Raw genomic sequence first — 17,617 nt, 5'->3', positions numbered from 1 at the left:
GTTCAGGGTAATGTCAGTGCCTCCCACCACGGCCGGCCCCCGCGTAGCGTAGAGCCATGACACTAAGCGACGACGTTCGCAAATTCCTGACCTCCCGCCGTGCACGGATCACTCCGGAGGAGGCAGGCCTGCCCGCGTACGGAGGCAAGCGCCGCGTGACCGGACTGCGCCGCGAAGAGGTGGCGATGCTTGCCGGCATGAGCGTGGACTATTACATCAGGCTTGAACGCGGTAATCTCTCCGGCGCTTCGGACAGCGTCCTGGAGGGGCTGGCCCGCGCCTTGAAACTCGACGACGCCGAGACGGCCCACCTTTTCGATCTGGCCCGCTCCACGGCGGCGTCGCCGCGGGCCCGACGAAAAAGCAGTCCCCAGACCGTGCGTCCCAGCGTGCAGCGCGTCATCGACGCCATCAGTTCGGCGCCCGCTTGGGTCCGCAATGACCGCGGTGATGTCCTCGCGTCCAACGAGCTGGGGAGGGCTCTCTACCTGGACATGATGGCTGAGCGTCCCGGCCCGCCGAACAGTGCCCGGTTCACTTTCCTCAATCCGAAGGCCCGCGAATTCTTCATTGATTGGGAACGCAGCGCTGACGATATTGTCGCGGCCCTGCGGTCGGCTGCGGGAAGGAACCCCTACGACAAGGACCTCAGCGATCTCGTCGGAGAACTTTCCACCCGCAGCGAGGAGTTCGGTACGCGATGGGCCCGGCACGATGTGAAGTACCACCGGACCGGGCGCAAGCGTCTCCACCATCCCATCGTGGGCGACCTGGACCTCAGCTACGAGGCCCTGGAGCTGGCAGCAGATCCAGGGCTGCGCATCAATGTCTACACTGCCGAGGAATCCACGCCCTCGGCCGATGCACTGAAAGTACTTGCCAGCTGGGTCGCCACCCAGCGCGAAACGGCCAAGGCCACCGTCAACGAGGAGCAATAATCCGCGGTACTCCTTCCGCCGATATGCCTAGGGGTGGACATACCTAGGGATGGACTTGCCTAAGGATGGACGAGGATCTTCACTGCGGTGTCATTGTGGTGAATGAGCGTAGTGAAGCCTTGCTCCACCAGGTCTTCCAACGCGATTTTCGCGGTAATGAAGGGCTCCAGATCCACCTTCCCCTCCTGGACCAGCTTGATGGCTGCGGCATGATCCCGGACGTAGGCTATGGTGCCGCGCAGGTCGATCTCCTTCAGCACGATCTTCTGCATGTCCACTGTTGCCGGGCGGCCCCAAATGGACACGTTCACCACCACGCCCGCGGGTTTCACCGCTGTCAGGAGAGTATCCAGCACCGCGTTGACTCCGGCGCACTCAAAAGCCACGTCCGCGCCCACGCCGTTGGTCAGCTCCAGCAGCCGTTCCTGCAGGTCCTCCTGGCTGGGGTCAATGACATAGTCAGCCACCCCGCTGGACATGGCTTTGTCCTTCCGGGCCGCGCTGAGCTCGCTGATAACTGTGGTGACTCCCTGGCTTTTCAACACAGCGGCCGTCAATAGCCCGATAGGTCCGGAGCCACCCACCAAGGCAACATCTCCGGGCTTGGCACCGCTTCGGGCGACCGCATGATGCGCCACGGACAGGGGCTCGATCAATGCAGCCTGATCCAGCGGGATATTGCCCACCTTGTGGACCCATCGGGTGTCCACAACCACCATGCCGCCCAGGCCTCCACCTCCGCCGGAGAGCCCAATGAAGCCCATCTTGGTGCAGAGGTGATAGTTGCCTGCTTTGCAGGGCGGACACTCGTCGCACACGAAATATGGTTCCACCACCACGTTGTCGCCCACTGCGAGCGCGTGGACGCCGTCGCCGACCTCCACGATTGTTCCCGAGAATTCGTGGCCCATGGTGACGGGGGCTTCTTCCCCTGACAGGGGATGGGGGTGTCCGGGTGCCGGGACAAAGATGGGCCCTTCCAAGTATTCGTGGAGATCGGTTCCGCAGATGCCGCACCATGCCACCTGGATCTTGACTGTGCCGGGCCTAACCTCAGGCTCGGGGACGTCGTCGATCCTGATGTCGTTGCGTCCGTGGAATCTTGCTGCTTTCACAATGGGCTCCTTCAGCGGGTGTGGTGGGATGGCTGCAGGCTGTACACGGGGGTGGGGATTCCCTCCATGCGGGCCTTGAGCTGCAGGGCGAGGTACTTGGAGTAGTGCCGGCTCTGGTGAAGGTTTCCGCCGTGAATCCAAAGGTTCTCCACATTGGTTGGCTTCCACATGTTGCGCAGTTCTCCCTCCCAGGGACCCGGGTCTTTGGGAGTCTCGGAGCCGTAGCCCCAACACCTGCCCACCTGGTCTGCCACTTCGGGGGAGACGAGGTCGGCGAGCCAGCCGTTCATGGAGCCATAACCGGTGGCGTAAATGATCACGTCGGCTTCGAGTTCATCGCCGTTGTCCATGATCACGGCGTTGCCGGTAATTTTGCTGACCTGGCCGTTGGCGAGTTTCACGCGGCCGTCGATGATCAGCTGCGAAGCACCGACGTCGATGTAGTAGCCGGAGCCGCGCCTCAGGTACTTCAGGAACAGACCGGAGCCGTCCACTCCGAAGTCCAGCTCGAATCCGGCGGCTTCGAGCTGGGAGTAGAACCCGGCGTCGCGCTTTGCCATCTCCTGGTACACCGGGACCTGGGCCTCCGGGAGGATGCGGTAGGGGAGTGAGGCGAAGAGGAGGTCGGCCTTTTCGGTGGTCACTCCGTTGGCCAATGCCTTTTCGGAGTAGAGGTCCCCGAGGGCCAGGTCCATCAGCGATTCGCTGCGGGCGATGTGGGTTGAAGAACGTTGGACCATGGTCACGTCCGCCCCGTGCTCCCAAAGGTCAGCGCAAATATCGTGGGCTGAGTTGTTGGAGCCGATCACTACTGCTTTTTTGCCGGTCCAGTCGCCACCGCCGGGGTGCTTGGAGGAGTGGTATTGCTCTCCAAGGAAGGTTTCGGCGCCGTCGAACACCGGGATGTTGGGGTAGCCGGAAACGCCCAAGGCGAAGACGAGTTGCCGGGGACGCAAGGTGACCCGTTCGCCGTCGCGGATGACGGCTACCTCCCACGTGTTGCTTTCCTCATCCCACCGCGCTTTGGTGCATTCGGTGTTGGACCAGTAGTTGAGCTCCATGATGGAGGTGTAGTGCTCCAGCCAGTCGCCGATCTTGTCCTTGGCCGCGAAGACCGGCCAGTCGTCGGGGAAGTTCAGGTAGGGCAGGTGGTCGTACCAGACGGGGTCGTGCAGGTGGAGGGACTTGTACCGGTTGCGCCAGGCGTCACCGGGGCGCGCGTTCTTGTCCACAATGATGGTGGGCACGCCCATCCTCCGGAGCCGCGCGCCGAGGCCGATGCCGCCCTGCCCTCCGCCAATGACCAAGGCGTACGGCTGGTCCTCGTAGCCGAGCCTGGCAGCTTCTTCTTCTTTGCGTTCCAGCCAGGACTTCCTGCCCTTTTCAATGCTGTGGGCCACTCCTTGTTCGCGGTGTGGGCCCTTCTTTTCTTCGAATCCTTTGAGCTCCTGCATGGTTGTCAGCAGGGTCCAGCACTTTCCGTTGCGGAGCCGCAGGTGGGCGTAGCCCTTTCCTTGCAGGGTCTCGAAGTTCACCCAGGCTTCGGGATTTGTGGCGTCCCCTGTAGCGTTTTCGGCCAAAGCCCAGTTGGATGGTTGGACGTCGCTGAGCACGGCCTCCAGCATGTCCTTGATCCCGGCCTTGCCCTCCATGGTCTTGAGGTTCCAGGTGAAGGAGACGAAGTCGCGCCAATACGATTCGTCGTCAAACAGCGCCAGTGCTGCTTCGATGTCGCGGCTGCGCAGGGCTGCATCGAACTGCGCCAGCCAGGTTTCCACGGCACCGTTGGGTGTTTCAGGCATGATTCCTCTTTCCGTTGCTTGCGGGTGGATACCATCCGGCACATCATTCGCTGGAAAGTGGTCCACATCACAAGTAAAGGGCTTTGGGGGTTACAAGAGGGTTACACGGGAGGTTGGGGGTGAGCACCGTGGGCAGGATATGCAACTTCCATAGCCGGGGAGGGTTACGGGTGTTCTACTTGCCTCTATGACTGAGTTGTTGAAGCAGCACCCCAACGAACCGCACAATGACGGCATCGCGGCGCGCCTGAACTGGCTGCGAGCGGGAGTCCTTGGTGCCAACGATGGCATCGTCTCGGTGGCCGCCACAGTGGTGGGCGTCGCTGGGGTGACCAACGATGTCACTCCCATTCTCGTGGCAGGTGCGGCGGCTGTGGTGGGCGGCGCTGTCTCCATGGCCCTGGGCGAGTACGTCTCGGTCAGCAGCCAAAGTGACAGCCAGCGGGCCCTGATAGAGAAGGAACGGCAGGAACTTCTCGACGATCCAGACGGCGAGTTGGAGGAGCTTGCCGCCATCTACCAGGCGAAAGGTCTCACCGAAGCCACCGCGCGGAAAGTGGCACGCGAACTTACCGAGCATGACGCCCTGGGTGCCCATTTGGAAGCCGAATTGAGGATCGACGAGACGGAGGTGGCCAGCGCTTGGCATGCAGCCCTTGCTTCGGCCATGGCGTTCACGGTCGGCGCGATACTTCCCTTGCTGGCGATCCTGCTGCCACCGGCCGAAATCCGGATCCCCCTCACGTTCGTGGCCGTGGTCATCGCCTTGGCCATCACCGGCACGGTGAGCGCCAGGATCGGTGGCAGCTCCAAGCGGAAAGCTACTCTGCGCCTGGTCATCGGTGGGGCCCTTGCCATGGCGTTCACCTATGGCGTTGGCCTGCTGCTGGGTACCACAGGCATAGCTTGATACAGGAGCCCGGGCACGCTGGGGGAAACGTGCCCGGGCGGTCTTTGGAGTGAGATCCCGGTTAGGCTGCCGGGACGTTGTTCTTCCAGGACTTCCAACCGGCGTAGCTGCCGTCAAGTTCGACGACGTCGTACCCGGCCCGGCGCAGGGCGCTGGCGGACACCGAGTTCCGGACGCCGGACTGGCAGTAGGTGACGATCGTGCCGTTGGCGGGCAATTCGTCCAAGTGCCACATGAGTCGGCCGCCGCTGAGCTGATATGAGCCCTGGACATGACCGGCGGCATGCTCGGTTTTGTTCCGGATGTCCAGCACCATTGCGGCGTTGAAACCTTCGAGTTCCTCCGGCTGGACGAGTTTGGGGATGGTCGTGGGGAGCCCTGTGATGCTGGTGACGTAGCCGGCGACGTTATCGATGCCAACCCGGACCAGGTGGTCCGACATATCCTGCGCCTGTTCCTGGTCGTGGGCCAAGAGGACCAGAGGGTTCTTATCGGTCTCCGGGTTGACCACCCATGCGCTGTAGCTGGCCACGGATTTCCCGGCGGGAACGTTCAGCGACCGGGCTACGGTGCCGTGATGGACTTCGCTGTTGGAACGGGTGTCGATGAAGGTCAGGCTGTCCGCCTCCAGTCCCGCGGCAACAGTTTCGGTCGCGAGTTCAGGCAGCGGCGTCCGCTCACCCAACACGGCAGGGCCTTCGCGGTTTTCCCGTTTCATCCGTCCGAAGTAGGCGTGCGCGTCAGGCTGTCCATGGAGGAGTTCGTCGATGAAACCCTGCTCGTCGTTGGCGGCGAGGTAGGGTCCCCACCAGGCGTAAAGCCGTTCATAGCCGACTGTGGAGGACGGGATCGCCCCGAGGGCCTTGCCGCACGCACTTCCGGCCCCATGGGCGGGGTGGACCTGGACATAATCGGGAAGGGTGAGGAATTTGTCCCGCAGGCTGGAGAAGAGCTGCTTGGCACCCTCGAAGCGGGTGTCCACGCCACCGGCTGCCTCGTCCAGCAGGTCCGGCCTTCCCAGGTCGCCAGAGAAGACGAAGTCACCGGAGAGGAGGTAGCCGGGCTGGCCGCTGAATGCGCCGTCGGTAACCAGGAAGGACAGGTGTTCCGGCGTGTGCCCGGGGGTGTGGACGGCTTGAAGGCTGATGTTGCCCACTGTGATCTCATCGCCGTCGTACAGCCGTTCGCCGTCGAATTCGTACTGCCACTCCGGGCCGCCCTCGCCGGAGACGTAGATCGTCGCGCCGGTGGCCGCGGCCAGCTCGCGGGTGCCGGACAGGTAGTCGGCGTGGATGTGCGTTTCGGTGACGGCGGTGATCTTCATGCCGTTCTTCGCCGCCAGCTCCAGGTAAACCGCGATGTCGCGGCGGCCGTCGACGACAACGGCTGTGCCGTTGGCTTGGCATCCGATCAGGTAGCTGGCTTGGGCGAGGTCTTCGTCGTAAATGCGCTCGATGAGCATCTGGGTGCTCTCCTTTTGATGGAGGGTTTGTCTGGGATTATTTTTTATACCCCTGGGGGTATTACGCAAGGTGTGTTCGTGGCTGGACCTGGTGCTGAATATGGGTCGGTCCTCGGGCAAAATAGTGGGAAGTCCCGCTTGAGTTCAGGCGGTCATGCCGCCAGTCACGGTGTCGGCCCTGAATCCCGCGCATTTCAGGACATCGGCGACGCCGGCGCTGCGGCGCTGGTTGGTTTCTGTCACGGTGATTTCAGCCATGGGATTCTCCTTCAGGTTGCGAGGCTTATGCGGTAATGGTTCCGGCGGTGACCCAGGCCGCGACGGCGAAGATCAGTACCGCGAATGAGATGCGGATGTGTTTGTCATGCAATCGGCGGGCCAACCGGGCCGCGACGACCGAACCCACAATGGCCGGGACCGCGAAGGCCGCGGTGGTGGCCCAGTGGATGGTGTAGCCGGTGGCGTGGGCGCTGAAGCCGGCGGCGGAATTGATGACGATGATCGCCAACGAGGTCCCGACGGCCTGCTTCATGCGCAGGCCCAGGAAGATGGTCAGTGCGGGGTGATGAGGAATCCGCCTCCCACGCCGAGCAACCCGGTGAGGAATCCGACAAGCAGCCCCACTCCTACGGCTTTGGGGGCGCATGCTCTTAGCACCCTGCTCGGTCCAGTGCTGCAGGAACCTTCGATTTCGCGGGTCTTCATGAGCATTCGGATGCCCGCAGCCACCATGATCACCGCAAATGCCAGCATGAGCATGTTTGGATCCAATAGTTTGCCAACCGCCGCCCCGGCCCAGGCTGCCGGAATGCCCGCACCTCCCACCAGGGCTATCACGGGCCAATTGAGGCCCTCGCGAATCCGTGGGAGTAGGGCCGTGAGTGACGAAATTCCTACCACCAGGAGCGAGGTGGGAATGGCCTGGGCCGGGTTCATGCCTACGCCATATACCAAAGCCGGGACGGCGATGATGGATCCGCCACCGCCCACCACGCCCAGTATTATTCCGACGAACAGCCCAAGGCCCAGGGCGGGAATCATGCCGCGGCGTCCTCGTGGGGCTGCTGCACGGGAAGCCGCAAGATGGCGCTTTCGCGGCTGGGTTCCTCGGCGGCCTTGTTCCAGGGCATGGCGGCGAGGGCCTTGCCCATGGCGCAAGTGTTGGTGGTGGCCGAGAACGTCAGTCCGGCTCCAATGGCGCCCGACAGCATTCGCACCTTGGGGGAGAGCAGCCTGCCTCCGGCGAGGCCGAGTATCACCAAGGAGCCTGCGGCCAGGCGGACTTGGCGTTCAAGGTCCCAGCGGTCCTTTCCTTTGACGACATCGCCGCCTGCTGCAGCGAAGGCGGGAACTCCGCCGGTGAGGACATGGGCTGAGTCCAGGCCCACAGATGCCATGCGCTGGCGGGCTTGCTCGGCCCGCACTCCGGACTGGCAGACCAAAATCACGCGTGAACTGAGTCGGGCCGCCAGCTCATCCGTGTGCTCGGACAACAGCGGCAGCGGCACGTTATATGAGCCACGGATGTGCAGGGAGTCGAATTCAGCAGCTGAGCGCACGTCGATCACCATGAGGTTCTGGTGCTCCTGGAGCCAGGTCTTCAGTATTTCAGGAGCGAGTGCTGGTGCCTTGCTGGGGGATGTCATATGTGGCCTCTCAAGGAACTCGGTAAAATACCCCGCCGAGTATTACAGATACCCCCCGGGGTAGTCAAAACACCCGTGGGGGTATACTGCTGGGGATAGCAGACGCACCGATGGAGAATTCATATGGAACTGAACCCAGCCGAACTCACGCCCGTGATTAACCGCCTCAAGCGTGCCCAAGGCCAGCTCTCCGCCGTCACGCGGATGCTGGAGGAAGGGCGGGACTGCAAAGACGTAGTCACCCAGTTGGCTGCGGTGTCCAAGGCCCTTGACCGTGCCGGGTTCGCCATCATCGCTACCGGCCTTGAACAGTGCATAGTCCAACAGGACGCCACTATGGATAAGAAGGACCTGGAAAAGCTCTTCCTGTCCCTCGCCTGATCCGACCCAAGGAAACCCTGAATGGTTACCATAGGCGGCCTCCCGGCCCACATCCTCTTGGTACACGGCGTGGTGGTCCTTGCGCCCCTGGCGGGCTTGATGGCAGTGATCTTCGCGCTTTGGCGTCGCAGCAGGGACCTATCTGGCGTGGCCCCTAAGCGTCCTTGCGGTGATTCTGGTGCCGTTGGCGGTCTTGACCGCAGAAGCGGGCGAACAGCTGGAGAAAGCAAAACCTGTATCGGATCTCATCAGGGAGCACGCAGCACAGGGCAGCTTCTTCAGGTTCGTGACAGTGCTTTTCCTGGTGGCGGTCATATTGCAGGTTCTCGCTGCCTTCCCGTCCGTGTTGAGCCGCTGGAATACGCTCGAAGGACTCAATCGGGCACTGGCAACACCGTGGCTCGTGCCGGCCACATCCATTCTTGGGGTTGCCGCCGCCCTGTTCCTGATCTACGAGTCGGTGGTGACCGGTCATTCCGGGGCGGCCTCGGTGTGGAGCGGAATCTCCGCCGATGGAGCGCCCTGAAGTCGAAGGCGCCGGGCCTACATCGGAACTGCCCCAACAGCGGAGTATTCGCTCTTCAGTTTCGTGGTCAGGCGCTCGATGTTCTTCGTTGACGGATTCCCGGACGCGACGGCGCTGAAGTCCACAACCATCCAGTTCCTGCCGCGCACAACGTTGATATCACCTTGCCGGGAATCGGCCAGAATCCTGTAACTCGTCTCCACGCTTTCCGGGTCCGGGTAGAGGTCCACCTGCACGTGCTGCGAGCAAAGTCGCTGGGCCGTCACCAATTTCCCGCCGTCGCCCATGGGAACGATCGGATCGCCGACGGGCTGGGCATCGCAATCCAGGACGTCATCCACGGCCGCGAACGCTTCGTCGATGGAGTTGAAAGAGTGGAGGTCAGAGGTGGGCTTTTGTTGCCCTGTGCACGCCGTGATGCCGGCATGAGTGCGGAAACGTTCGACGGCGGCAATGTACGACGACGGTAGCGTCACCGTCCGCTGGTGCTCGACCAGGGTTAGGCTGGGGTTTCATAAGTTTTGGGGGAATGAATGAGACGTGGCTGGACGCTTTGCTGCGCAATGGTCATCCTGTTGGCCTTGTCTTCATGTGCCCGGCCTCGCATCGAGGAACTGGGACGAAGCGCCATCCGGGACCGCGCTGCAGAGGGCATGGACTGGTTCAAGGGGTTTACCGCGGCCACGGATATGTCCGATAGAGACGGCGTGCGCTCAAAGTTGCAGGGAAGCAATGTCACTTACTCGTTCGGCTGGGAGGCCGACGGCGACTTCTACGCCGACCGGTACTTCCGCGAACACCTAACCACCAGTGGGGGTTGGTGGGCTGAGCAGCGAACTGTCAACGCGTGTGTGCGATACACGGCAAAACCCGAAGGGCCGATCATGTCATCGGTGGCCTGTCCGGACAGGCCACCGTTCACGGAGCGGGTCGACGAGCAGGTCACCATTGGCGGGAAAGAATGATGAGTATCTTCCTTGGGTACGCGGCGCCGTGACCGAATGACACCGTGGAGCTAAGCATCATCGCCGACGGACAAAAGCAGGCACTGCTGTGGAGGCCGGAAATCGACGGCGTCAGCCTCGTATATACCAATAATCCACCTGCATTTGTTGCCTGACGGAGCTCGGCTTGCTCAAGCCGGTAAATCGCTCGGAGATCGCGGGTCCTAGTCTTCTTGGTTCTCCTGCGCCGCGCGCTGTCGCAAAACCTGCCGATCCTCCCAGACTCTGGCACCGATGAGGGCACCTCCACCAATCCCAATCACGGCAGTCACAGTCAACGCGACCAGACCGGGACTTCCCTTGCCCAGAGCCGAGAGCACCAACCACGCGGTCGGCACTGCGGCAACGCAAACTCCAGCCGTAAAGAGCACCACAAACAAGGGCTTCTTCATATCTCGATCTTCCTGTGACGCGTCAGCCCTCGGACCAACCGATGACTAGATGTTGAACGGCCGCATCACTACCAGCACCAAAATCGCCAAGACGATATCCATGACCGCCAACACGATCCCGGCAGTGGCTTTGACGCCTTGGGTCTCGGCTTTGCGGGCATAAATGAAGGCAGCGATGCCCAAGGGAATTCCGAGGATGAACATCCCAATGACGCCCATGATGATGGAGGTCCTTTTGTAGGTTCGCCCGAGTCTTCTTTGAAACTCAATGTCAGTGGTGTCGGTAACAGTCGTCATTTGTCTCTCATTTCTTGGTATCCGGCTTGAAGGATAACCCGGTGGGACGTTGACTCCTGTAATTGGTGCCCCAGCACCGTTGTCACGTTTGCCGGTAACCGCCCTATCCTTGATTAATGAGTGACATCGCCCCGTCCACCATTGCCTTCGAGGGCCACTTCGCCCGCGAGTTCCCCGAGCTGGCTGTTCCGTGGCGGGCGGAGGAGGCCCCGGATCCGCGGCTTCTGCTGGTTAATGAACCACTCGCCGTCGAACTTGGCTTTGATCCTGGTTTCCTTCGGAGCCCGGAGGGCGTGCGGCTGCTGATTGGCAACGCCCTGCCGGAGGATGCAACCCCGGTGGCGCAGGGCTATTCCGGGCACCAGTTCGGCTTTTATTCGCCGCGGCTCGGGGATGGGCGTGCCCTCCTTTTGGGCGAGATCGCCGGCGCTGACGGGAAGTTCCGTGACATCCATTTGAAGGGCTCCGGCCGGACGCCGTTTGCGCGGAACGGTGATGGTCGGGCCGCCGTGGGCCCCATGCTGCGGGAGTACATCGTCAGCGAGTCGATGCATGCCCTGCACATTCCGACCACCAGGTCCCTCGCAGTGGTTGCCACGGGCCGATCGGTTCAGCGCGAGACGGTCCTCCCGGGCGCGGTCCTCACCCGAGTGGCGGGCAGCCACATCCGGGTGGGCAGCTTTCAGTACGCCAGGGCCAGCAACGACATCGAACTGTTGCGCCGCTTGGCCGACCATGCAATCGAACGCCACCACCCGTCGTCGAGCACTGAAGACAACCCGTACCTCGCCCTGCTCAAGGGCGTCATAGCGGTCCAGGCGCGGCTTGTGGCCCAGTGGATGCTGGTGGGCTTCGTCCACGGCGTCATGAACACGGACAACATGACGGTGTCCGGCGAAACCATCGACTACGGTCCATGCGCCTTCATGGACGGGTTCGATCCCATCGCGGTGTACAGCTCCATCGACGAGCAGGGCCGCTACGCCTACCGCAACCAGCCGGTGGTGGCCGAATGGAACCTGGCCCGGTTCGCCGAATCGCTGGCACCCCTGATCCACGATGATGAGGAGCAGGCGGTGGCGCTCGCCGTCGAAGCACTCGGCGGGTTCCGGCAGCAGTACAGCGCCGCATGGTTCGGCGGCATGCGAGCCAAGCTTGGGCTGCCGGAGGGAATGGACGACGCCGTTGCCTCGCCTTTGGTGGATGACCTCCTTAAGTTGGTGCAGGAGGCCCGCGCCGATTACACGTCGTTCTTCCGTAACCTCGGCAAGGCGGCGCGCGGTAATGCCGAACCCGTCCGCGGCGTGCTTCTTGACCTCCCGGCCTTTGACGACTGGCTGGAACGGTGGCGTGCCCGGAACCCGGATGCTGACGCCATGGACCGCGTCAACCCGGTCTATATTCCGCGCAACCACCTGGTGGAAGAGGCTCTCGCGGCTGCGACAAACGGGGACATAGGCCCGACGGCGGAGCTGCTGGAGGCGCTCAGTTCCCCTTATGTGGAACGTCCCGGCTTGGACAGGTTCGCGGATCCCGCGCCGGAGAGCTTCGGCCCGTACCGGACGTTCTGCGGAACGTAGTTTTAGGAACCTAGTTTTAAGTGCCAAGGGGAGGCGACCCGGACGGGTCGCCTCCCCTTGGCGTCTTGTCGTTGGACTTAGCTCCAGACGGCCCTGACCACCATGTCTGCACCCGCAGCCAGATGGTTGCCTGTGTGTCCCGCATCCAGAACACAGACGTCTTCTGACTCGGGTGGTCCTGTTGATATCAGGCACTCTGATGCCCTGAAACTCAGGAGGTCTACTGGGAGGTTGTCGCCTATGCGAAGTTCACTCATGATGCCCTTTTTTGTGATGGTCCCGGGCATCGCCACAAAGTCGCTGGCCCGGGGGTTTGGAGAGTTTTCTCCTGTGTGGACGCCGGACTTCATCAGCGGATAACTCCATACTGCCTTGATTTACCGGTGTCCGTCTACGCGGGCGTTTGAGAGCCTTAGGTGATTTTGGTGTCGCGCACGATTGCCATGAGTTCATCGCGGAGGCCTTGAGAGTCCAAATTGATGGTTGAGAGCACGGTGTTTTCCTGGCCGTGGGACTGTTCCAGCAGATCAAGTCCCAAGGGGGTGATTGACACCAGTTGGCTGCGGCGGTCGAAGCGGTTGGGTTCTTTGAGGATGAATCCCCTGGCTTCGAGCCTGTTGAGGAGTGGACCCATGGTCTGGGCTTGCACGCGGACGCTCTGGGCAAGCTTTCCGGGAGTGATGGGACCGCCGGAAGCAACGGCGTCGAGGGTGAGCACGGCCGGATAGGTGAGGCCAAGTGGGCGCAACTTATCGTTCCAGGCCAGCTCCACCAGCCTCGCCGCCGTAGACAGCAACCGGCTGGTTGGCCAACGGTCCATATCAGGCATTCAGGCACCCCCGGCCTTTCGCAAATAGTCAGCTTACTTACTAGGTTACATCAGCCGTCCGCTTGAGTGTTGCGAACCAGTGTCGACCGAGGGCCGGCCGGATCAATTGTTCACCTTTTGTATCCGCTGGTCGGCTAGGGTTTCGCTATGTCCAAGCCCCTTGTTGATGACACCGCCGGGCACGTCGTGCACTTCGTTGAGCGGCTCGATGCATCGGCCCCTGTTCCTTCCTCGCTCATGCTTCCCAAGCATCTGGGGGCTTTCGGGCGGCTGTTCTTCGCCTTGGTGAATGTGCTTGCGACGACTGCCGCAGTGGACGCGGTGTATCTGCTGTGGACGGAGGAGACTCCCGGGCTGTGGTTCAATGTGCTGTTCTCAGTCATGATCGGCGCCATCCCCGTGGTCTTATGGGCCATCCTGATCGGGACAGGTGCCGAAGCGAAAGCTGACCTCCAGAGGCAGGCCGTGTGGGAACGGGGCCGCCATCTCGCCAAATCCTGGCCAGGGATAATTCTGGCGCGTGACACGAGACTGGCTGAGGAGGGCTCCGTATCTTCATTCCACGTCACGGTTGAGCTTGACGATGGTTCGAAAGTCAGTGGCTGGTGGCGGCCCCTGAAGGCTTCCAGCAGGTTGCTGCTTCAGCCGCAAGTTCCGGGGATTGGTTCGGCGGTCCTGGTTTGGCGGGTGGCCGGGGACAACAGGGCGGACAGTCCGCTCATCATCCAGGTCATCGATCCGACCGTTGTGCAGCAACGGCGGCCCCTGTAGGAAAGGCTCAGGAGAGCTCGTACGCCGGCCGTCCGCCGCTGCGCTCATCGCTGTGCACTTGCAAGGCGCGGCGCATGGCCTGGCGGTTTTCTTCGACTGCTTCGAGGTTGCCGGCCACCCGGTAAAGATCGGCGGCCCATTGGAACTCGTCAGCGGCGGCACGGAAACGGGCTTCGTCGAACAGGCGCCGGCCAATGTGGTGGCGGACGTAGGCTTCCTCATCGGGGGTCCGAACGGTACGGAGGGCCTTTTCGTGCAGAACGGCGGCGTCGTGCCAACGGTATTGCCGTTGGTAGACCTGTGCGAGGATCAAAAGCAGCTCACGGCGGTCGGGGGAGTCGGGGAGCAGCTTGAAGCCTTCATCCAGGGCTTCGGTGTCCCGGCGAAGCAAGCCCAAGTACCTTATGCGCTCCATGGGTGGACAGTCACCGGCCAGTGCAGCTTCCAGCGCGGCGCGGTTGATCACCACGTCGCGGAATGTCGAAGGGTCAGTACGCCAAAGACTTGCAGTATCTTCCACCGTGTTGTGCCCCCCATAGGACTGTTACGGAGCCGACTGGGTTACAGCCGCCGTCGACGGCAAGCTGCACAAGTCTCCATAATCTCATGAAGTGAACGCCCCGCAAGCCAATCGTCAGTGGAGCTGGCTGTCAGGGGGAGTAACCCGCCAGGAGTGGAACGGAACAGTCAGGCCGGCGCGGGTTGGGGCGCAGGTGAAGGGGCCGGCGAAGGCAGCGAGTTCGGGGGAGAAGGGGACCACGCGCACCAGTTGCAGTGGGCCGGTTCCTGCCGCGGCCCGGATTGTCAGTGCGTCGCCCGAGCGGCTGATCCGCACACGGACCCGGCCGCCGTTCCATTCCGGGACCGGGGCCAAGGACCAGTCCGAAAAACGGTCGGTGACCACCGCGCCCAGTTGGGCGGCGCCGTCGGCGAATTCAACGCCCGCCTTGACCCAATGATCGGCACTGACGCGGACGAAAATCCCTGCCTGGTCAAACTGCTGCGAGAAGGCGGCGGTGAACTCAACCTCCATGGCGCTGTCCAGCGGAAGCGGGGCGAGCAGCGCGTGTTCGGTGTCGTGCACGAAACCATAGGAGGTGACGCGCCAGGCGTCGCTGCCTTCGGCCGCGGTGACCAGGAGGTCGGTTCCATGCTCGACGACGGCGGCCGGCCGGGTGGTCCACTCGCCGCAGCTCCACGCTAGTTCCGTACTCACAGTGCTCCTTGTTTCCCGCGAACAGTGACTCCACTCTGACATATGGCACGGCAGTGCCAATGACGCGAACACGGGTAGGTATTTTGTTGTGCTGATGGAGACAAAAGGCAAGTACCAATTACTCGGGTGCTGTGAAGATAATTGTTCTTTACTGGGTCCAGCGGATCGCCGCAGCGGCTGACGGTCAGGTAGGAGGTGTGGGATGGAACAGATTGAGTTGGACGACAGCGTCCTCAGTGTGGAAGAAGGCGTCCTGCATCTGGTGTGGCATCACGGTGTCCGTATCGAGGCGGGGAACGCCCGTGCAGCCGTGGATGCCGTGAACAAACTTGCGAATGGCCGGACACTTCCGCTGCTGGTGGACATGGCTGCCACCCGGTTCCTGAGCAGGCGGGCGCGGGAGGTCTTCGAGGAACCGTGTGCGGCCTCAAGGATCGCAATTCTCGGCGAGAGTCCGGTAGACCGCACGGTGGTCCAGTACCAGCTCCACACCAGCAAGGTCCCGTGCCCCACCATGTTCTTCACATCGAGGCTGGAGGCGTTGGGATGGCTGGCTGAGGCTGCCACGGCCGAGGGGGCGTCTGTTGGTGCCGCTGGCTGATCCTCAGGCACGATTCCTGCGGATGTAAGTACAGTCGCCCATGAATACATCCAAATCTGTATCATGGACCCATGGAGACCCTCACGCACGCGCCCGTGCTGGCACGTTTCGGATATGCCGTTTCGGATACGACCAGAGCCCAGGTCCTGCTTGCCCTTGCTGAGGCTTCGGCCTATCCCTCAGATCTTGCGGAGTCCATAGGTGTTTCCCGTCAGAGCATGTCCAACCACCTGACCTGCCTGCGCGGCTGCGGACTGGTAGTTGCTGTTCCGGATGGACGCAGGATCCGCTACGAACTCGCCGATGCCCGGCTCGGACACGCGATCAAGGACCTGCTGGGTGTCGTGCTGGCTGTGGACCCGGCCTGCTGCGCCCCTGATGGGACGTGCCTGGCATGAGCACCACTCTTCCCTCCGCAGCCTTGGACCGTCGTCTTGTCCTGATGAGGCGAATCCGCCTCTTCGCGGCGGCGACCATCACCTATAACGTGATCGAAGCGGTCGTAGCGCTCTGGGCGGGCGGCGTCGCGGACTCTTCGGCCTTGATTGGCTTCGGCCTGGACTCTGTGATTGAGGTGACCTCTGCGCTGGCCTTGTCATGGCAGTTCTCCTCCAAGGACCCGGAGCGGCGAGAACACCTGACGCTTCGGATCATCGCAGTGTCGTTCTTTGCCTTGGCAGTGTTTGTTGCTGTTGACGCCATCCGGTCCCTCGCCGGAGGCGGCGAGGCGCAGCATTCCACGGCAGGCATTGTGATTGCAGCCCTGAGTTTGGCGATCATGCCGGTCCTGTCCTGGGCGCAGCGCCGCGCCGGCCGTGAACTCGGCTCAAAAACAGCTGTCGCCGACTCCAAACAAACACTTCTGTGCACTTACCTTTCGGCCGTCCTCCTTATCGGCCTGGTGCTGAACAGCACGCTGGGCTGGTGGTGGGCCGATGCCGGAGCGGCACTCGTCATCGCGGCAATTGCCGTCCGCGAAGGCATCGAAGCCTGGAAAGGCGACACTTGCTGCACTGTTCCCGGGAAGGCCGCGGACCTGGGTGAAGCCTCCGCCGACACCGACGATTGCTGCACGCCTTCGGGCTAGTCCTCGAAGTTCAGGTTCCCTTCGGCGCTTCCGGTTACCCTTGCCACGATCTCTTCCGCCACAGTGCGGAGTTTTTGGTTGCGATGGCTGGAGGCCGTGGTCAGCAACTGGAAGGCCTCGTCGTGTCCACAGCGGTTCTGGGCCATGATCACGCCGCAGGCAAGGTCAATCACGGTTCTGCTGGCCATGGCAGCCTTCAAATCTGTGTTCAGCTGCTCTGTGGCCTCGATCCGGATGGCGAGGCGCAACGTGCTTCCGGCAACCTCCGCGAAATCAGTGGCCTCCCTGATGACGTCCTGGGTGAACAATCCCGGTGCCGGAGCGAAGAAGTTCAGAACTGCCTCCGAGGTTTCGCCCAGCATCATAGGCACCCCGAGGGCGCTGTGGACGCCTTCCGCAGCCAGGAGCCGGCTGTACTCGGGCCAATCGACGTCAGTTTCGACGTCGGCCAGCAGCACCGGGCGCCCCTTGTCCAGGGCGTCCAGGCAGGGACCCTCCTTGAGGGTTTGTTCAATATGGTCCAGGTGCACAGCCTTCTCACTGCTGCCTGCAACGGTGGCCGTGCGTTTGCGGCGGCGAAGAGTCACGGCGCAGTCGATGTGGGCTCCGCTGGCCTGGCTGATGGCAGTTGAAGCGAACCGGGTCAGGCCATCCAGGATTGCCTTGATGTCCGCGGAGCCAGCCACCAGCTCGTGCAGCCCGCGGATGTGCTCGGTAGGGTCAAAGGTCTCCATGGGCCTAATGGTAGGCCACTCCAGCCTTGCCTGCCCCCTGCTTTAGCCACCTACGTCGATGTGGGTACACGCAGCCCGGGACTATCCGCCTCCGCCCGGCGTACATGCGGGAGCTACCTGCCCGTAAGGCTCACCTGGGGTGATGCCATGGGGACCAGGGTTTACAAGCTCACTGAGACCAACGATGGCCGCTGCCTCTTCGAGATGTCCGAAAAAATCGGCGGCCCCATCTTTCCGCTTTTCGCCAACAAGATCCCGTCCTTTGACGCCAGTTTCACCACGTTCGCGGCCGACCTGAAGTCTGCGGCGGAAAAGGCTTGAGGTTA

At 62.3% G+C, this 17,617-nt stretch carries 22 protein-coding genes and 1 pseudogene; 11 read left to right on the top strand and 12 right to left on the bottom strand.

Annotation, left to right across the window (positions count from 1 at the left end; genetic code table 11):
* Positions 1-56: 56 nt before the first annotated feature.
* Complete coding sequence (locus tag IEY62_RS03845; protein ID WP_189014047.1) at positions 57-938, top strand: helix-turn-helix transcriptional regulator; 882 nt, start codon at positions 57-59, stop codon at positions 936-938.
* A gap of 59 nt (positions 939-997) precedes the next feature.
* Here IEY62_RS03845 and IEY62_RS03840 read toward each other — a convergent pair whose 3' ends face one another.
* Positions 998-2,053 carry a 2,3-butanediol dehydrogenase gene (locus IEY62_RS03840; protein ID WP_189014045.1) on the bottom strand — a complete coding sequence of 352 codons (1,056 nt, stop codon included), beginning with the start codon at positions 2,051-2,053 and terminating at the stop codon, positions 998-1,000.
* An 11-nt stretch (positions 2,054-2,064) separates the two neighbouring features.
* Positions 2,065-3,855 (bottom strand): NAD(P)/FAD-dependent oxidoreductase, encoded by a 1,791-nt coding sequence (locus IEY62_RS03835; protein ID WP_189014043.1) that lies wholly within the window; start codon positions 3,853-3,855, stop codon positions 2,065-2,067.
* 187 nt (positions 3,856-4,042) lie between these two features.
* Here IEY62_RS03835 and IEY62_RS03830 point away from each other — a divergent pair, with 187 nt between their 5' ends.
* Positions 4,043-4,765 (top strand): VIT1/CCC1 transporter family protein, encoded by a 723-nt coding sequence (locus tag IEY62_RS03830; RefSeq protein ID WP_189014041.1) that lies wholly within the window; start codon positions 4,043-4,045, stop codon positions 4,763-4,765.
* Positions 4,766-4,826: 61 nt separating this feature from the next.
* Here the strand turns inward: IEY62_RS03830 and IEY62_RS03825 are convergent, their stop codons facing one another.
* From IEY62_RS03825 to IEY62_RS03815, 3 genes and pseudogenes are all read right to left on the bottom strand, one after another.
* Positions 4,827-6,227 carry an MBL fold metallo-hydrolase gene (locus tag IEY62_RS03825; protein ID WP_189014040.1) on the bottom strand — a complete coding sequence of 467 codons (1,401 nt, stop codon included), beginning with the start codon at positions 6,225-6,227 and terminating at the stop codon, positions 4,827-4,829.
* A gap of 283 nt (positions 6,228-6,510) precedes the next feature.
* Positions 6,511-7,268, bottom strand: a pseudogene (locus tag IEY62_RS03820) (sulfite exporter TauE/SafE family protein).
* Positions 7,265-7,873, bottom strand: a complete 609-nt coding sequence (locus tag IEY62_RS03815) for a rhodanese-like domain-containing protein (protein WP_189014038.1) — start codon at positions 7,871-7,873, stop codon at positions 7,265-7,267. Before IEY62_RS03815 ends, IEY62_RS03820 begins: the two are co-directional and overlap by 4 nt.
* 123 nt (positions 7,874-7,996) lie before the next feature.
* On the opposite strand from IEY62_RS03815, the gene IEY62_RS03810 reads away from it, so the two are divergent.
* Together IEY62_RS03810 and IEY62_RS03805 are read left to right on the top strand one after the other, a co-directional pair.
* On the top strand, positions 7,997-8,254 hold the full coding sequence (locus IEY62_RS03810) for a metal-sensitive transcriptional regulator (protein WP_189014036.1): 258 nt from the start codon (positions 7,997-7,999) through the stop codon (positions 8,252-8,254).
* Positions 8,255-8,447: 193 nt separating this feature from the next.
* Positions 8,448-8,780, top strand: a complete 333-nt coding sequence (locus IEY62_RS03805) for a hypothetical protein (protein ID WP_229785044.1) — start codon at positions 8,448-8,450, stop codon at positions 8,778-8,780.
* A 17-nt stretch (positions 8,781-8,797) separates the two neighbouring features.
* Here IEY62_RS03805 and IEY62_RS03800 read toward each other — a convergent pair whose 3' ends face one another.
* Positions 8,798-9,256 carry a hypothetical protein gene (locus tag IEY62_RS03800; RefSeq protein ID WP_189014033.1) on the bottom strand — a complete coding sequence of 153 codons (459 nt, stop codon included), beginning with the start codon at positions 9,254-9,256 and terminating at the stop codon, positions 8,798-8,800.
* An 87-nt stretch (positions 9,257-9,343) separates the two neighbouring features.
* On the opposite strand from IEY62_RS03800, the gene IEY62_RS03795 reads away from it, so the two are divergent.
* Positions 9,344-9,745 carry a hypothetical protein gene (locus tag IEY62_RS03795; RefSeq protein ID WP_189014032.1) on the top strand — a complete coding sequence of 134 codons (402 nt, stop codon included), beginning with the start codon at positions 9,344-9,346 and terminating at the stop codon, positions 9,743-9,745.
* A gap of 203 nt (positions 9,746-9,948) precedes the next feature.
* On the opposite strand, the gene IEY62_RS03790 is transcribed toward IEY62_RS03795, so the two are convergent.
* Together IEY62_RS03790 and IEY62_RS03785 are read right to left on the bottom strand one after the other, a co-directional pair.
* Positions 9,949-10,176 carry a hypothetical protein gene (locus tag IEY62_RS03790; RefSeq protein ID WP_189014030.1) on the bottom strand — a complete coding sequence of 76 codons (228 nt, stop codon included), beginning with the start codon at positions 10,174-10,176 and terminating at the stop codon, positions 9,949-9,951.
* A gap of 45 nt (positions 10,177-10,221) precedes the next feature.
* Positions 10,222-10,473, bottom strand: a complete 252-nt coding sequence (locus IEY62_RS03785; RefSeq protein WP_189014028.1) for a hypothetical protein — start codon at positions 10,471-10,473, stop codon at positions 10,222-10,224.
* 116 nt (positions 10,474-10,589) lie between these two features.
* Here IEY62_RS03785 and IEY62_RS03780 point away from each other — a divergent pair, with 116 nt between their 5' ends.
* Positions 10,590-12,053, top strand: a complete 1,464-nt coding sequence (locus tag IEY62_RS03780) for a protein adenylyltransferase SelO (RefSeq protein WP_189014026.1) — start codon at positions 10,590-10,592, stop codon at positions 12,051-12,053.
* A gap of 412 nt (positions 12,054-12,465) precedes the next feature.
* On the opposite strand, the gene IEY62_RS03775 is transcribed toward IEY62_RS03780, so the two are convergent.
* Positions 12,466-12,873, bottom strand: a complete 408-nt coding sequence (locus tag IEY62_RS03775) for a MarR family winged helix-turn-helix transcriptional regulator (RefSeq protein WP_189014024.1) — start codon at positions 12,871-12,873, stop codon at positions 12,466-12,468.
* Between the two features lie 156 nt (positions 12,874-13,029).
* Here IEY62_RS03775 and IEY62_RS03770 point away from each other — a divergent pair, with 156 nt between their 5' ends.
* Positions 13,030-13,653, top strand: a complete 624-nt coding sequence (locus IEY62_RS03770; RefSeq protein ID WP_189014022.1) for a hypothetical protein — start codon at positions 13,030-13,032, stop codon at positions 13,651-13,653.
* A gap of 7 nt (positions 13,654-13,660) precedes the next feature.
* On the opposite strand, the gene IEY62_RS03765 is transcribed toward IEY62_RS03770, so the two are convergent.
* Entirely contained in the window at positions 13,661-14,122 is a 462-nt protein-coding gene (locus tag IEY62_RS03765; RefSeq protein WP_189014021.1) for a hypothetical protein, read from the bottom strand.
* Positions 14,123-14,287: 165 nt separating this feature from the next.
* Complete coding sequence (locus IEY62_RS03760) at positions 14,288-14,911, bottom strand: DUF1349 domain-containing protein (protein ID WP_407671459.1); 624 nt, start codon at positions 14,909-14,911, stop codon at positions 14,288-14,290.
* A gap of 160 nt (positions 14,912-15,071) precedes the next feature.
* On the opposite strand from IEY62_RS03760, the gene IEY62_RS03755 reads away from it, so the two are divergent.
* The 3 genes from IEY62_RS03755 to IEY62_RS03745 all read left to right on the top strand — a co-directional run bounded on the left by IEY62_RS03755 (position 15,072) and on the right by IEY62_RS03745 (position 16,557).
* The gene (locus tag IEY62_RS03755; protein ID WP_189014017.1) at positions 15,072-15,470 is read left to right on the top strand and encodes a DUF7793 family protein; all 399 of its coding nucleotides are present in this window, start codon (positions 15,072-15,074) and stop codon (positions 15,468-15,470) included.
* Positions 15,471-15,541: 71 nt separating this feature from the next.
* The gene (locus IEY62_RS03750; RefSeq protein WP_189014015.1) at positions 15,542-15,868 is read left to right on the top strand and encodes an ArsR/SmtB family transcription factor; all 327 of its coding nucleotides are present in this window, start codon (positions 15,542-15,544) and stop codon (positions 15,866-15,868) included.
* Positions 15,865-16,557, top strand: a complete 693-nt coding sequence (locus IEY62_RS03745) for a cation diffusion facilitator family transporter (RefSeq protein WP_189014013.1) — start codon at positions 15,865-15,867, stop codon at positions 16,555-16,557. Before IEY62_RS03750 ends, IEY62_RS03745 begins: the two co-directional genes overlap by 4 nt.
* Here IEY62_RS03745 and IEY62_RS03740 read toward each other — a convergent pair.
* Complete coding sequence (locus IEY62_RS03740) at positions 16,554-17,291, bottom strand: GAF and ANTAR domain-containing protein (RefSeq protein ID WP_189014011.1); 738 nt, start codon at positions 17,289-17,291, stop codon at positions 16,554-16,556. The two genes, IEY62_RS03745 and IEY62_RS03740, sit on opposite strands and share 4 nt — an antisense overlap.
* Before the next feature lie 147 nt (positions 17,292-17,438).
* Here IEY62_RS03740 and IEY62_RS03735 point away from each other — a divergent pair, with 147 nt between their 5' ends.
* Complete coding sequence (locus IEY62_RS03735; RefSeq protein WP_229785043.1) at positions 17,439-17,612, top strand: SRPBCC family protein; 174 nt, start codon at positions 17,439-17,441, stop codon at positions 17,610-17,612.
* The last annotated feature ends 5 nt before the right edge of the window (positions 17,613-17,617 follow it).

This window comes from Paenarthrobacter histidinolovorans (genome assembly GCF_014647595.1).
Classification (GTDB): Bacteria; Actinomycetota; Actinomycetes; order Actinomycetales; family Micrococcaceae; genus Arthrobacter; species Arthrobacter histidinolovorans.
The sequence above is the reverse complement of the archived record's forward strand: the minus strand, read 5'-3'. Positions and strand labels throughout refer to the sequence as shown.

Coding starts and splice junctions, on each gene's coding strand:
- IEY62_RS03775 (WP_189014024.1), bottom strand. CDS start 12,873: ATGGACCGTTGGCCAACCAGCCGGTTGCTGTCTACGGCGGCGAGGCTG.
- IEY62_RS03830 (WP_189014041.1), top strand. CDS start 4,043: ATGACTGAGTTGTTGAAGCAGCACCCCAACGAACCGCACAATGACGGC.
- IEY62_RS03735 (WP_229785043.1), top strand. CDS start 17,439: ATGGGGACCAGGGTTTACAAGCTCACTGAGACCAACGATGGCCGCTGC.
- IEY62_RS03795 (WP_189014032.1), top strand. CDS start 9,344: ATGGTCATCCTGTTGGCCTTGTCTTCATGTGCCCGGCCTCGCATCGAG.
- IEY62_RS03785 (WP_189014028.1), bottom strand. CDS start 10,473: ATGACGACTGTTACCGACACCACTGACATTGAGTTTCAAAGAAGACTC.
- IEY62_RS03740 (WP_189014011.1), bottom strand. CDS start 17,291: ATGGAGACCTTTGACCCTACCGAGCACATCCGCGGGCTGCACGAGCTG.
- IEY62_RS03755 (WP_189014017.1), top strand. CDS start 15,072: ATGGAACAGATTGAGTTGGACGACAGCGTCCTCAGTGTGGAAGAAGGC.
- IEY62_RS03760 (WP_407671459.1), bottom strand. CDS start 14,911: ATGTCAGAGTGGAGTCACTGTTCGCGGGAAACAAGGAGCACTGTGAGT.
- IEY62_RS03770 (WP_189014022.1), top strand. CDS start 13,030: ATGTCCAAGCCCCTTGTTGATGACACCGCCGGGCACGTCGTGCACTTC.
- IEY62_RS03845 (WP_189014047.1), top strand. CDS start 57: ATGACACTAAGCGACGACGTTCGCAAATTCCTGACCTCCCGCCGTGCA.
- IEY62_RS03750 (WP_189014015.1), top strand. CDS start 15,542: ATGGAGACCCTCACGCACGCGCCCGTGCTGGCACGTTTCGGATATGCC.
- IEY62_RS03815 (WP_189014038.1), bottom strand. CDS start 7,873: ATGACATCCCCCAGCAAGGCACCAGCACTCGCTCCTGAAATACTGAAG.
- IEY62_RS03825 (WP_189014040.1), bottom strand. CDS start 6,227: ATGCTCATCGAGCGCATTTACGACGAAGACCTCGCCCAAGCCAGCTAC.
- IEY62_RS03790 (WP_189014030.1), bottom strand. CDS start 10,176: ATGAAGAAGCCCTTGTTTGTGGTGCTCTTTACGGCTGGAGTTTGCGTT.
- IEY62_RS03810 (WP_189014036.1), top strand. CDS start 7,997: ATGGAACTGAACCCAGCCGAACTCACGCCCGTGATTAACCGCCTCAAG.
- IEY62_RS03745 (WP_189014013.1), top strand. CDS start 15,865: ATGAGCACCACTCTTCCCTCCGCAGCCTTGGACCGTCGTCTTGTCCTG.
- IEY62_RS03780 (WP_189014026.1), top strand. CDS start 10,590: ATGAGTGACATCGCCCCGTCCACCATTGCCTTCGAGGGCCACTTCGCC.
- IEY62_RS03835 (WP_189014043.1), bottom strand. CDS start 3,855: ATGCCTGAAACACCCAACGGTGCCGTGGAAACCTGGCTGGCGCAGTTC.